The organism is Pauljensenia sp. UMB3104 (assembly GCF_030217285.1).
Classification (GTDB): Bacteria; Actinomycetota; Actinomycetes; order Actinomycetales; family Actinomycetaceae; genus Pauljensenia.
In genome coordinates, this window is record NZ_JASONN010000022.1 from 1 (window position 1) to 14002 (window position 14002).

General features: G+C 61.6%; 10 protein-coding genes and 1 pseudogene. 3 read left to right on the forward strand and 8 right to left on the reverse strand.

Going from position 1 to position 14002, the window contains the following annotated elements:
- Positions 1 to 807, forward strand: a pseudogene (locus QP415_RS08990) (hypothetical protein); the annotation flags it as partial.
- Here QP415_RS08990 and QP415_RS08995 read toward each other — a convergent pair.
- Together QP415_RS08995 and QP415_RS09000 are read right to left on the reverse strand one after the other, a co-directional pair.
- On the reverse strand, positions 804 to 1898 hold the full coding sequence (locus QP415_RS08995) for an EcsC family protein (RefSeq protein WP_016460164.1): 1095 nt from the start codon (positions 1896 to 1898) through the stop codon (positions 804 to 806). The pseudogene QP415_RS08990 and the gene QP415_RS08995 overlap by 4 nt on opposite strands.
- Positions 1899 to 1963: 65 nt before the next feature.
- Entirely contained in the window at positions 1964 to 3049 is a 1086-nt protein-coding gene (locus QP415_RS09000) for an EcsC family protein (protein WP_285099757.1), read from the reverse strand.
- 107 nt (positions 3050 to 3156) lie between these two features.
- Between QP415_RS09000 and QP415_RS09005 the strand changes: the two genes are divergently transcribed.
- Positions 3157 to 3975, forward strand: a complete 819-nt coding sequence (locus tag QP415_RS09005; protein ID WP_016460166.1) for a YbjN domain-containing protein — start codon at positions 3157 to 3159, stop codon at positions 3973 to 3975.
- 62 nt (positions 3976 to 4037) lie between these two features.
- Here QP415_RS09005 and QP415_RS09010 read toward each other — a convergent pair whose 3' ends face one another.
- From QP415_RS09010 to QP415_RS09020, 3 genes are all read right to left on the reverse strand, one after another.
- Positions 4038 to 5525, reverse strand: coding sequence for an alpha-amylase (locus QP415_RS09010; protein WP_285099758.1), 1488 nt, complete (start codon positions 5523 to 5525; stop codon positions 4038 to 4040).
- Between the two features lie 130 nt (positions 5526 to 5655).
- A complete protein-coding gene (locus QP415_RS09015) occupies positions 5656 to 6660 on the reverse strand; it encodes a hypothetical protein (RefSeq protein WP_285099759.1) in 1005 nt (334 codons plus the stop codon).
- A 148-nt stretch (positions 6661 to 6808) separates the two neighbouring features.
- Positions 6809 to 7897, reverse strand: coding sequence for a hypothetical protein (locus QP415_RS09020; RefSeq protein WP_285099760.1), 1089 nt, complete (start codon positions 7895 to 7897; stop codon positions 6809 to 6811).
- 146 nt (positions 7898 to 8043) lie between these two features.
- Between QP415_RS09020 and QP415_RS09025 the strand changes: the two genes are divergently transcribed.
- Positions 8044 to 8916 carry an EamA family transporter gene (locus QP415_RS09025; protein WP_285099761.1) on the forward strand — a complete coding sequence of 291 codons (873 nt, stop codon included), beginning with the start codon at positions 8044 to 8046 and terminating at the stop codon, positions 8914 to 8916.
- A 20-nt stretch (positions 8917 to 8936) separates the two neighbouring features.
- Here the strand turns inward: QP415_RS09025 and QP415_RS09030 are convergent, their stop codons facing one another.
- The 3 genes from QP415_RS09030 to QP415_RS09040 form a co-directional block, all read right to left on the reverse strand.
- Positions 8937 to 9812 (reverse strand): hypothetical protein, encoded by an 876-nt coding sequence (locus QP415_RS09030; protein ID WP_285099762.1) that lies wholly within the window; start codon positions 9810 to 9812, stop codon positions 8937 to 8939.
- Positions 9813 to 9873: 61 nt separating this feature from the next.
- Positions 9874 to 10749, reverse strand: coding sequence for a DUF6318 family protein (locus QP415_RS09035; RefSeq protein WP_285099763.1), 876 nt, complete (start codon positions 10747 to 10749; stop codon positions 9874 to 9876).
- A gap of 264 nt (positions 10750 to 11013) precedes the next feature.
- A complete protein-coding gene (locus tag QP415_RS09040; protein WP_285099764.1) occupies positions 11014 to 13950 on the reverse strand; it encodes an AAA domain-containing protein in 2937 nt (978 codons plus the stop codon).
- Between the last annotated feature and the right edge of the window lie 52 nt (positions 13951 to 14002).

Sequence of the window (14002 nt, forward strand, 5' to 3'; positions counted from 1 at the left end):
ATTGCTGTTCCGCGACTCGCACCCGTGGTGATTCCACAGGCCGCGCCGGAACCGGAACCCATCGTGGCCCCCGAACCTGCGCCGGAACCGGAACCCGAACCCATCGTGGTCCCCGAGCCCGAACCCATCATCGTTCCCGCACCCGAGCCCGCGCCGGAACCGGAACCCATCGTGGTCCCCGAACCCGAACCCGTCGTCGCTCCCGCCCCCGAGCCCGCGCCGGAACCTGAGCCTACGCAGCAGGCCTCGTTCGATCCCGTGATCGACGATGGTGAGCTCCCGACAGCCCAGATTCCTCGTGTCCGCCGGGTGAATTCCTTCGATTGGTCTGCGACGACACGCGCCGAGACCACGCCTGTTGCCCCCGAACAGGCAGCCGCTCCCGCTGCCCCGGCCGCGCCGTACGTGCCGACAACGCCTCAGGTCACGGGTACACAGGGGCCTCAGACGGCCGTGCCCCAGGCTCCGTTCGTACCGCAGACGCCGACCATGCCCCAGGCGCCCCAGGCCCCGATCGACCCACGCCCGTCCGCCACGCCGCAGGCTCCGGCAGTGCCCGCCGCATTCCAGGAAGATTGGAACTCAGAATTCTCGTGGAATGAGGAGGCGCGCCGTGAGCAGGAAGGCGAGTCAAAGCGCCGCAAGCGCTGGGGTTGGGGCAAGCGCCGCAAGCAGCGCGAGGACCACAACGACGCCATCGAAGCAGAGAACGAGGACCAAGCCTCGTCCGCGCGCATGCCGATGATCTCGGTCGACGCTCAGGACGACGACTGGAACGACTGGCAGAACTGGAACTCGAGGAGCTAACCGAATCGGGGCGCTCTAGCGGCGTTTTCCGCCTTGGTGAGCTCGATGTAGCGCGCGACTTCCGTATCCAGATCCTCTTCATCGTCTGCTTCTTCACGATCGGACGCGGAGTCGTCCTGTCCGTATCGTTCGATCAGAAGACGTTCACGGTAGAGATGGTCGGCGGTCACGCCAATGGTGCGCATGAGGGAGGCGTTGAGGACCATGCCGACGATGATGCCGATAATCGGCAGGATCTGCGCCATCTTTATGCCGACGAGACGCGCTCCGAGGGCCGCGAAGAGAGAGTTCACGGATGCGGTCAGCGCATTGTTCCCGACGCTCTCCATCGATCCGCGTTTGGTGAGCTTGCGTACCACCTTGTTAAACACAAGCATCGAGGTCTTCTCCTCGACGACATGGTCATCAGCCGTGCTTCGCGGGGCGATCGCCTGGGATAAAACCATCGCGGAGAACAGCTTTTCCGTTGGATCCTTCGTGTTATACCCGTAGTACGCAGCCGTGTGTGACACGAGGCGCGCAGAGGAGGCCAGGAAAGTCGCGATATCAAGTCCGATGGCCCCTGCAATCACGCCAACACCGGGTGCCGAAGCGATGCCCAGACCGAGGATGGCCGCAACCGCCCCTCCCGTCGCGAATACGCTGCTCACCGCTCCTTCCGTCGCGGTAACGGCGGCATATCCCACCTTCAGGTGGGGCCTGACCAATTGGATCTCTGCCAGGTCCAGGTTTCGGATGTCCTCGAGACACTCCACGTCGTTGCCAGCCCTGCGATGCGCCTTCACAATTCGTTCGCGTCGAACCGAGGATTCAGCGGCTGATGTCGCCTTCTCGACGAGCCCCAGGACAGCCGATGAGATCCAGCCGGCAACCGCAGCAACGCCGGGCATCTTGCCCGCGAAGCCAACCACTTTTTTCAAAGGGGTGAGCACGTACGAACGGATGCGCTGGGTGATGACTCGAGGACTGCGAGGGTTGACCTGAGCGGCCTTCCATTCCTGAATCGCATCCCACTGCGCACGATCGTCGTCGGTCATGCGCTGCCGAATATCGTCGCGTGCGCTGTTCTCTTCCTCCGGCTGATCCGTCATACCCCAAGCCTACACGGTTACAAAAAAGAGGCCCACGCCACAGAGGAAGTGGGACTGCCACTCCTCTACGGGCGACTCTCGGCCTCGGCGAGTTCGACGTAACGCGCGACGTCGACGCTCAGCTCCTGAGGCCCGGTTGACGGCATGAGGTCCGTCGACGCGCCGCTCGCTTGCACGTGGCCGTAGCGCTCCGCCAGGAAACGCTCCCGGTACAGATGGTCGGCCGTGTCCCCGATGGTGCGCATCAGCGCGGCGTTCAGGCCAGCGCTCACCACGATTCCGGCCATGGGAACGATCTGTGCGAGCTTGCGGCTGGCCAGACGAACGCCCATCGCTGAGAAGAGTGATTTCATGGCGCTCACGATCGCACTTCCGCCGAGCGATTCGAGGGATCCCTTGCGCGCGAGGTCGCGCATCACCTGGTTGAAGGCGAGCATCGTCGCCTGCTTTTCGACAACGAAGTCACGCCCGCTGCCGGCCGGGTCGATCGCCTGGGAGAGCACCATCGTGGAAAAGAGGCGTTCTGAGGGATCCTCGGAGTCGTAGCCGTAGTAGGCAGCGGTGTGGGCGACGAGGCGCGTGGCCGCTGCCAGGAAGGTCGTAATATCGACGGCCATCGCCGAGGCAGTGACACCGACGCCGGGTGCCGACGCGACGCCCATGCCGAGCACAGCGGCGAGAGAGCCGCCGGAGGCGAACACGCCGCTGACCGCCCCCTCCGCGGCTGCCGTACCCGAGTATGCGAGGCTCAGGCGAGGCTTGACCACGAGCACCTGGTCGAGGGGCAGAGAGCGGATGTCTCGCAGGCTTGTCACGTCGTGTCCGGCTGCGCGATAAGCCTTGAGGATGCGCGTACGGCGCACCGAGGCCTCGGATGCGGAGGCAGCCAGCTCGACCAGTCCGAGGGCTGCGGATGACATGGTTCGGGTCAGTGCTTCCCCGCCGGGAACCTTGCGCGCAATGGACACTGCTTTACCCACCGGAGCCAGGGCTGCCGACTTCATCTTCTGCGTGATAGCGCGGGGGCGTTTGTCGCTCAGCTGGGAGGCTTTCCACTGCTGGATTTCGTCCCACTGGGCGGCGTCGGCCTCGCTCATACGCGCACGCAGGTCGTCGTTCACGTGGTCCTCATTCATGCCGGTCTGCTCCATCCTGTCAGCCTACACAGCGAGCGGTCCATCAGCGGCTCAAAGCCGACACGCGCCCTGTTATGCTTGTGATCAGGCAGTCACATTCGGCATCGTTTGAAGGAGATTCCGTGGATTCTCGCTCGTCGCTTATCGACCAGATTAATCTCTTGCACGAGGAGAAGGAACACCAAAAAATCATCGCGCTCATCGAGGGGCAGCCCCCATCGGCGATGGATTACGAGCTGACGAGTCTGCTGGCGCGCGCCTACATTAACTACGCGCAGCCCTACATGGATTCTTTCCGCGATCACATCAAGCACGCGATCGAGCTGCTGCGCAGCGTCGAAGCTGAAGGCATGGCTGACCCACGCTGGTACTACCGGATTGGCACGGCCCTGTACTGGCAGGACGAGGAGGAGAGCGCGCTGACGTACCTGGAACAGTGCGTCGCCATGGATCCGACCAACGAGGACGCGCCGGAAATCATCGCCGAGTGCAAGGCCGCCATTTCGCGCCGCACCGTTGTGCGTCCGCTCAACGTGCAACGGCTGATCGATTACTTCGACCGTAACGACTTCAACTACAGGGTGGAAGACCAGAGCCTGCACATGGGTATCGGGCGCGGCTATTTCATTTTTTCGATCGCGAACGATGGCACGGACCTGAGTATGTGGGCCGCGATCCCCGAGGACGTGTCGATGGAGCTTCGTCAGCGCCTCATTCAGGCGTGCAATGACTGGAACGGGGCGACCACGTGGCCGAAGGTCTACGTGGCGTCGCTGGACGACGGCCGTCAGCGCCTGTGCGCCGAGCAGTTCGTCACCGCCCGCTACGGGCTCACGGACGCGCAGGTCTCGACCAGCATCGAGCGTTTCGTCGCGTCGGCCGAGGCCTTTTTCAAGGACCAGATCGAACGTATTCCCGCCCTGGGTGGCACCCAGGAGTAGCGTTCGTACGCACACGTTTCCCGGCCTCGTCACCATGGACGAGGCCGGGGCGTGTGATGCGCTCAGGCGCGCGGCACGTAGACGCTGAGGCCGCCGTCGCTGACCACGCCCGTGAGGGTTCCGTCCTCCGCGACGCGCACGCTCGGGTGGCCACCGATGACGCATTCCCATTCCTCGCCGGCGTGGCACTGCCCCACGTAGAGGGTCTTCTCGGCGGCCATCCGGTCGGAGAGGATGACCGCGCATCCGGAGCCGGGAATCTCTTCCTTGCCTTCGCGGGCGAAGCCGACCACGTCCGCGTCGTCGAAAGCATTGTGCTGCGGGCCGAGGGCTGCGCGGGCACGGATCCCCATGAGGATCGGCAGCTCGCGCACGGCGGGCAGGTCGTCAGACTCGGGAGAACCGAGGAGGTCACCCCAGAACACGCAGGGAACCCCAGCCTCGTGGAAGAGGATGATGGCGTAAGCGGCCGCCTTGAACCAGGGGGCAACCGTTGAGGCCAGCGACTGGCCGGGCTGGGTGTCGTGGTTCTCGACGAACGTGACGGACTGGTCGGGATGGGACGCCGTCAGCGTGTTCTCCCACAGTCGGGACAAGTCGACGTTGCCGTCCGACACCGACGCGTCGTGGAGGTGGTAGTGCAGGGGGACGTCGAAGAGCATGACGTTGGGGACTCGCTCCAGGTAGTCCTCGAGCTCGCGCACGTCACCGCTCCAGTACTCGCCGACGGCGGGCAGGCGGCGGCCCGTCGAGGCGCGCAGATCTTCGAGCCAGCGGGCGTAGAAGTCCGATCCCACGTGCTTGACGGCGTCCAGGCGCAGCCCGTCCACGCCGGTCGTCTCGACATACCAGCGACCCCAGCGGTCCAGCTCCTCGCTGACGCGGGGTTCGGTGACGTGCACGTCGCAGCCCATGAGGTAGTCGAAGTTGCCGAACTCCGTGTCGACGGACTCGTTCCAGTGTTTGCCCTCGAACAGCCACAGGCCGTTGCGTTTCGTGGCTTCATCCCAGTCGATGCCGTGGAAGCACGTCCAGTCCCACGTGAAGTCCGAGTACGCGCCCGCGCGCCCCGGGAACGTGAAGCGGGTCCACGCCTCGATCATCTCGGGCTCGCCGATGGCCTCATGACGGTTCTGGGGGTTGATCGGGGTGGCTCGCACGGTCTCGGTCGTGTCAGCACCCATGCGGTGGTTGAGGACGATGTCGGCGCACACGGCGATTCCCGCCTCATGCAGGGCCTCGATGGCGGCCAGGTATTCGTCTTTCGTCCCATACTTCGTGGGCACGGAGCCCCTCTGGTCAAACTCGCCCAGGTCGTACAGATCGTAGACGCCGTAGCCGACGTCGTCGATGCCCTCGTGGCCCTTGTAGGCGGGCGGCAGCCAGATGATGGTAACACCCAGGTCCGCGATCGCCCGTGCGTGCTGGGCGAGGTAGCGCCAGTGGCTGGCGTCCGGTGCCATGTCCCAGGCGAAGGCCTGCAGGATCAGAGGGCCGGCCTCAGTCTGGGACGAGGCCAGGGCCGGTTTCGTCGTCTCATTCACCCGCATATGGTGGCAGGTTTTCTCTCTCCCGGGGCTGAAAAAGTAGGAAACAGTGGCCCGTTAAACACTACGCCGAGGCCTGTGCCGAGCCTCGCGGATGCGCGCCTCCCCGGCCCCGGCCTCGTCCCGGCGTTCGCTATCGACGGCGCCCCCAGCGCCCCTTCACTCCCCCGGCGAGGCTGGAAGCAGCGCTCGAGGCGCCATCGGCGATACCCGAGGCCGCGCTCTTCGCGCCGACCATCACGACCTGTGCTTTGCCCCGCAGACCCTTCTGGATGTTGTCCGCAGTCTCCACTGTCCGCGCCTCGGAGGCCGCGCCACCCAGATGCTGGCTCCACTCGTCAACGCTGAGGCCGGGAGGCGGGATCTTTCGCAGATTGTCCTTGAGGAGGACGGACTGAGACTGGAGCGCCATGAAGGTCAGGCCACTCGAGACGAATCCACCAATGACGGGGACAACCTTCGAGATCCCCTTCGCGACGGAGTTCTTCGTGATGTTAATACCGATGAGACGCAGGCTGTACTTGACGACCGGGTACCAGGTGATGCTCATGAGAGCGCGTTTGGTCGCATGATTCTGGTAGGCGGTCTTCGCTGCAACGCGGGCGAAAGCCGTGAGAGACTGAGCGGCACCGCCAACCCCCAGCATGATGCCAAAAAACACCGCAAGCACGCCGAGCGTATCATCGTCGGCTTCACGGCCGTCCGGGAGGAGCTCGCCCCAGCCGTACAGGTAGGCGAGCTTTTGCATGATCCTCAGCGCATGCACGTAGTACTGCATCAGGTCCGCGGGGACCGTGCCGAGCATCGCAAACCCACCGGGGATACCCGCGACGAAGGAGATGGCCGCCGACTTGTTCGTTTCGTAGGAAATCGCCTCGTCCGCGATTCTATCGATCTCGGTGAGAGCAACACCCGCGAGCAGGGGATTCGAGTCGATCGCGCTCGCAATCGCATCGTCGCTCATGTGGAGCTTACTCAGTTCTTGACGCAGGAACTCGTCGCGGTTGATGCGCACGCCCCGAACACGCACGACCTTTGACAGGAACTCAAGCGCTCGCCGTTCCGCCTCGGACTGTTGCCCGGCGCCAGCTCCAATCGGATCGGAGCTGTGGGCACGGGCCTTCATCGTGTCGGGCATCGAGTTCCTCCTCGTCTGACGGCATGCTGTCGGCGCACGCACGTGGGACCACTCTAGCGGGTTCCTGTCCCCCTCAGCGCAGGCGTCACGAGGCCGGGGCTGGGTTCCGCTATCACGCACACCCAGCCCCCGCCTCGTCCCCGAGATGCTACTTATTCCAACCGAAGAGGCCCTTGACACCATCCGCGATGCCGGAGGCCGCGGTCATCGCACCATCGGCGATGCCGGTAGCCGCAGTCTTTGCGCCACTCGTGACGGCCTTGGTCGTGCTCTCGAGCGCCTGCTGGGCGCTATCCAGCACGCCCGGCTCCTGGTCGTCCGGGGTCGCTTCACTGACCGACTGCTTCCAGACCGCAGCGTCGACTCCGGGAGGCGGCAGCTCGCGCAGGTGGCCCTTGAGGCGAGTGGACTGGGACTGGAGCGACACAAAGGTCATGCCACCCGACACGACGCCACCGATCAGGGGGATCACCTTGGAGACGCCCTGCGCGAAGCTCTTCTTCGTCACGTTAATGCCAATGAAACGCAGGCAATGCTTCATCATCGGGTACCACGAGGTCTTCGTGAGAGCCTGCTTCGTCACCTGCTTCTGGAACGCGGGCATCGCGACCGAGCGCGCGAACGTCGTCAGCGACTGGGCCGCGCCACCGACGCCGAGCATGACGCCGAAGAACATCGCGAGGACACCGATCGTCTCGTCATCCACCTCATCCATGTCACTGAGGAGCTCACGCCAGCCGTAGAGGTACGCAAGCTTCTGCATGATCCGAAACGCGTGCACGTAGTACTGCATCAGGTCCGCGGGGACCGTTCCGAGCATCGCGAAGCCGCCGGGGATGCCCGCAGCGAAGGACATCGCCGCGGACTTGTTCGTCTCGAAGGAGATGATGCCGTCGGCGAGCTTGTCGAGATCGGTCAAGGACACGCCTGCGAGCACCGGGTTCGAGTCGACTGCTCGCGCGATTGCGTCGTCACTCATGTGAAGCTTGCGCAGTTCCTGACGCAGGAACTCATCGCGGGTAATACGCACGCCGCGGATACGCACGACCTTCTTGAGGAACTCGATCGCGTACTGTTCGGCCTCCGAGTCCTGTTGTGCGATCGTTTCGCGCAGCTCAGCGATGCCATCGGAGGCTTCTTCTGTCAGCTCCGCTTCGCCGCTTGTGTCGAGCACGATCTCTCGGCCGTTTTCTTCGAATTCGCCGTTGACGCCGAGCTCGTCGAGGTTGTCGCTCATCTCGTTCCTTTACACTGCGTTGTGACCCCACCACGAGGCCTGGATACGCGATAACTATAACCTACTTTTTCTGTGATCTGGCGCCCATGACACACCGTCATTATTCTCAGGTGCGCGTCCGCCAGCGTCGGGCCTAGGCTGATCTCATGTGGATCGTCGCAGCCTGCCTGTCTGCCCTGTTTGCAGGATTGACGTCCGTCCTCGCTAAGGCGGGCGTCGCCTCGACGAATTCGACCGTCGCGACGGCGCTGCGCACAGTTGTCGTGGCCGTTGGTGCGTGGGGCATGGTGCTTGTGACGGGCTCCGCTTCCGGCGTTGCGTCTATCGGCGGGACTTCTGCGCTGTTCCTGGTTCTGTCCGGACTGGCGACGGGGGCCTCGTGGCTGTGTTACTTCGCGGCACTGTCTCGAGGGGACGTGTCCCGTGTCGCCCCCATCGACAAGCTGTCGACGGTCCTGGCGATCATCCTTGCGCTCATCCTGCTGGGTGAACCCGTGAGCGTATGGGGCGGCATTGGAATCGTCGTCATCACGGTGGGGACGCTTCTGATGGTGGAGCCCTCCGACCTCTCAGGCCTGCCGCGTGCGCTGCGCGGGGGTGGCAGCTGGCTGACGTTTGCCCTCGCGTCCGCGCTGTTCGCGGCGCTGACGTCGATCCTTGGGAAGGTCGGCATTTCGGGGGTTGATCCGACGCTGGGGACGGCGGTGCGCACGCTGGTGGTGCTGGCGATGGCGTGGGTGATCGTGTGCATGCAGGGACGCCTTGGCGAGGTCCGCTCGATTCCCGGCCGGGAGCTGGCGTTTATCGTCGCGTCGGGCGCTGCGACGTGCGCGTCATGGCTGGCGTACTACCACGCGCTGAAGGATGGACCTGCCTCGGTCGTCGTGCCCATCGATAAGCTGTCGATCCTCGTGACGGTCGCCGTGTCAGCCGTGGCGTTTCACGAGCGTTTCACACCACGCTACCTACTGGGTCTGGCCCTCATGTGCGCCGGAACTGTCGCCATGGTGGTGGCGTAGGTTCGCACCTGCTCTGCGTTTTAGTGGCCTTGTTTTTCTTCCCAGGTGTCGGTGTTTGAGACGATGAGGTGGGAGAGTCGGAATGGGCCTGTTGTTTCTTTGGTGGTGACCAGGCCGTTGATGGTTTGGGTTTCTCCGGTGAAGGGGTTGGTGGCCGTACCCGACCAGGTCGTGGTCAGGGTGATGGTGCGTGTGGCGTCGGGGTAGGGTCCGTCGAAGCGTGAGCGCCATCCGTTGGGTGGAGTGTAGTAGTGGCGGATCAGCCGGGGGTCCTTGTTGGGGTCCATACCTTTCTCGAAGACCATTCCTTGGTAGGCGGTGATGGTGTTCGGGGTGTCGTCGCCCCAGTCCCATTCGTAGCTGGTGGCTTTTAGTGTGATGGTGATGTCGTGTCCCAGCAGATTGATCGTGTGGGTTTGGGTCGGATGGGTGGCCGCCACGAGCGTGGGGACGTACTTGTTCGTGTACGACACCTTCGACGGCCGCTTATGCAACCCAGCGCCATCGGCGTGAATCGTGGTGGCCGCATAGTACAGAATCTCGCTGGTGGAAGGTACGTAACCTGTCGGAATCGTAGAGGTCGATGAGTAATGCACGCACACGAATGGTCTTGATATTGTTCCGTCAGGCTGCGTGACAGTGTGCAGAGTGCGACCATCGCACTGATCATCATTCGCATAGGTTTGAGCATCGGGCCCAGCAAGAGCAGAGTTCGACAGACGGATCGAGTCATCCACGTTGTTGATGTGAGATGCAGGGGGAACTGCTACGGGCGCAGCCTGGTATCCCCATTTTTCGTCAGCACTTGCTTTTACATCGCCACTACCATCCGCTTCCACCATCTGGTCCCAATCATGGGAAGTCTCATCCCAGTCATTTGCCGCTGCATCAGACACCTGGCTCCAAACAACACATATAGCTACAAGAAACACGAGTATTAAACGGCAACCAATACGGCTAGCGTTCATTGGATTCTGCCCTTCCCTGCGTTTCAACCCAGCCGTTCTCTTGCCATGTCATGAACAGGGAAATCGTGGATTGGTACTCCTCGTTACGTACTGTGATTCGCCTGCCCGAACATTTCGTTCCATCAACAGCAGTAACGCTAAACTTCACGCCAATTGTGTTAGGCGGGACATCGGAACCGTTGGCAGGCACGGGTTCTAGGAGAAGAACATGATCGACGGTGAGTGACTTGCCATAGACCCAGCCATTGGAATAATCGTTATCAATCTTGTTTATCAGCGACTGAGCGAACCCGCTCGCATCGCCCGAGAGTGCCGAAATAGCAGAGGTATCTCCCGTATTCCAGGCGTAGGTTGCAACAGCGAGGTAGTATTCTGCGGCTGCTTCCGCTCCACGTTCGGTGTTTTCCTTGGCTTCCTCAGGTAACTCGGGTTTGGTGTAGGTGTCTGCGGCGTATTGGGCGGGGCGCACGAGGACTCCGTCTGCACCGATCTGGTAGCCGCCCGACATTGCTGCCTCGCCCGAGGCCGTCGGAGATGCCGCGGGCGTGGGCTGGACGGTGGGGGCCGTGGCCGCGACGCTTGGCTTCTCGCCCCAGGCTCTCCACCAGCCTTCGGCGACCCCGTTGATGTAGACGGCGAAGATAGCTCCTGCAGCGAGGCACACGTAGACCACGCGCATCGTCCAATAGAACGGCTCGACGTGCAGCCAGGCCCGAAGCCGGGGATGGGCCCGCGCGGGTCGGACGTCGTCACCAACCCCCGGAGCGCCACCGGCCTCAAAGCCTACGTCCTGCGACGTGGTGTCGCGCCGCAGCTGATCCTCATCCTCGCTATCGAGGGGGTCGAACAATGGTGGAACCGTCATGGCGTCGTACTCCTCCACGGTGAGGTGCCCTGCGGCGTGCCCCCGTCGTTGGAGGCGCGCCCTTCTGTTTCAGGGTACGCGCAGAACCAGCACGAAACACTAAGAATGCTGCGCAACCATCACGCACATCCTCCCATCCGTATTCCCACAACCGCACGTATGTGCGCACCCCAGCTCATGCCTCGTAGCGAGCCATGGACGATGACGAACAGAAGCCGCCGCAACGGTCACCTAGGACATCCACCGGGTGCAGAGGACGCCACCCTAGAGGAGCCGATCCAACGCTTCCCGAATCTGCTGTTCCTCCCCGGATCCGATCGTGGGCAGACGCAGGACGTGGATCCCATAGACATTCATAATCGAGTCTTTGAGTGCGTCGCGTCTCTGCTGTTCTTCGCTCATACCGTGGAATTCCCAGCCGTCTACCTCAATGGCAAGGAAGACCCTTCTCGAGCCCTTCACACGGATCACGAAGTCCAGAGCGCTATCTGAGAACACGAACGTGTACTGCTCATCACTCAACCCACCCACGTGGGGCAGAGCGTCCTTGAGGGGAACTTGCTTCCAGTACTCGAAGTGCGAATATTTTTCCTCTGCAAGTATCTCCTGCAGGCATAGCTCGGCAACATTTTCTGCGGCAGAATAATCTGAACTGGAATTCTTGACACGAGAGTATCGCTCGAGCGATTCACTATATGCTCGATATAGGACGTCGAAGATGGAGACGATGTTCGACTGGACGAGGCTGCGCGGATCGCGCATCTCAATGTAATCAAGAAGTTCCCTAACATTGCGACTAAGCCGCACTCCACCGTTGGTCGTCACGACAATGAGGCGATCTTTCGCGCGTGAGACTGCCACGTTCGTCAGGGCATTATCGTCAAAAAAGTCCTTTGCGGCGTCCGGATCATTGGCATTCAGGACGGTCGACAGAACGACCGTTCCCGCACCTCGTCCCTGGAATTTGTGAACTGTTTCCGCAAGCCAGCGACCATGTTCCCCATCGCCAAGCTCTGATTGGATTCGCTTGGTCGCTCGCGTTGCCTGCGCACGATACGGGGTCACGACGCCAAGGACAAAATCACCGGACTTCGGGTCTCTGATGTCTCCCTCTCCGATCCCCTCGCGGAGCACTTGCATTTCCTGAAGCTGAGCGATGATATCAATTTCCCGCTGCGAAAAGCGCCCACCCCCGTGGAGCGGATGACGCGCATGGTTACCAGGCGCAGCGTAGACAACCGTGAGTGGATCGGGTGCATCCTCGCCAGGATCGCGCATCGGAATGAGCTGACCGCCGTAGTACGTACGGTTACAGAACTCGATAATGTCCGGGTGGCAACGGTAGTGCTCTTTCAGCAGCGTATTCGGTACCCGCGCGGACTTCGGCATCATCTTGACGGAGTCGAGCAACGAGAGTGAGCGCACGTCGAAGCGAGCCTCAGGGGGTTCCTGCTTGCTCTCGTCCCACCCTCGGAAGACCGGACTAAGCTGCTTGTCGTCTCCGACAATCACAGCGTTGCGGGCTTTACTCAGTGCCGCCATCCCCTGGGGTAGCAGAACCTGAGAGGATTCGTCGATGATGACCCAATCGAGCAGAGTGGCCGCATTCAGATTGTTACGGATCGAGAAGCAGGTGGAGGCAACAACGGGATAAGTGCGAAGCAGTTTATCCGTCTGATCACGCAATGTCGCTGGCTCCACGTGCATCAGGGACCGATGTTCAAACCTGCGCAGGAGAACAGCATCGAATGCATGTCGAGAGTGCTCACGATACTCCGCTGCCACCTTGGCCAGACCATCGCCGACTGCGCGTTCCTCTGCTTCCTCGAGGCGCTGGGCGAGTTCCTGTTCATGAGCACGGTAGAAGGCCGTCTGGATCGCTGATTGAATATCCGGATCTCCCAGGTCAACACCCTTCAAGAATCCGTATGCAAAATAGCGACGCACTCTCTCAATCAGTCCGCGAATGCCGCGCCCTGGGCTCGGTAGGCAGCGCGCGAGAGCAAGGAGGTCTGCGAGAGTCTCAGAGTTCTTGCCCGTGACGGACAGGTGCGAGATATCGGGGACCGTACGCCCGCTCTCCCGTACCTTTTCTTCAAATACTTGGCGCTCGCGTTGAGTCTCCGTGAGCTTCGAGCGAAGCTTGGGAATATCACGAGCATCCTGCCACAGGGAGGCGAGGCGTTCTTCTTCGACGCGTAGAGCCTCTGGCGTTATCAATCCAGGTGATTCCTTGAGTCTCTGCTGCGCCTCTCGTTGCCAGTCACCCCGGTTCTGATCCTTGATCGTCTGGGATGCACAGAACGCATCGACACGATCCCGGCTACCGAGGGTTGCAACCAGAAAGTCATATCCTTCTTCCGTCAGTTTGTCGACGACGTTCTCCACAGCAGAGTTCGCACCGGCGACGATACCCACCGTCTTCCCCTGCGCAACCAGCGTGGCAATCAGATTAAGGATCGTCTGCGTCTTGCCTGTCCCGGGCGGGCCGTCAATGATCGAGATCTGATTCTCTAGTGCCGCACGAATCGCATTGCGCTGATCGATGTTGGAGTAGAAGGGCATGATGATCCGGTCGCTGGCACCGGTCTGCGTACTACTCGTTCCTCGCAGATATGCTTCGAGCGCCGAACCGCTGGGGGCCTTCGGTAGGTTTTCCCACAGATTTGCAAGAATCGCATCCGGCTTAGCGTTGTGCTCGGCTGTCGACCACCTCTTGTTCCCCTCGCCCTGCCACGTCGCCCCCACACGCACAGCCTGCGCACGCACTTCCTCACGGACATACTTCATGATTGGAAGGCACTGACGCTGTGTTTCGGTCATAAGGTCAAGCGAGACAGAACTTCCAACGCGTGTGCATGTGCCCAGGTTGCCTTCCTTATTTCTATACTCAAGCACGTACCGAGGTTGAACCGAGGCATCAGACGTCCTGAGTTCGTACACGTGCTCTACATTCCGCCGCAGATCTCCATCAACGTATACCAAGTCCAACTCGCCAATTTTTCGGTGCATCACCTGGTTGTAAAGTCGTGCTCTCGCATGACCGAATGTACGTTTGTCACCGCTAGAAAACACGATATGGATACCGTTGCCATACGGCTGCGCTGATATGACCTTCTGAGTGTAATCCAGCCACTTTTGACCTTTTTTTGTGTCCACCAGCAGCAGTACCTGCATCTTCTTCGGATCGACGGACTCCATGCCACTCCCCCTTGAGTTTTACACCCAGGATAGGCGACTTATCAGACCGACG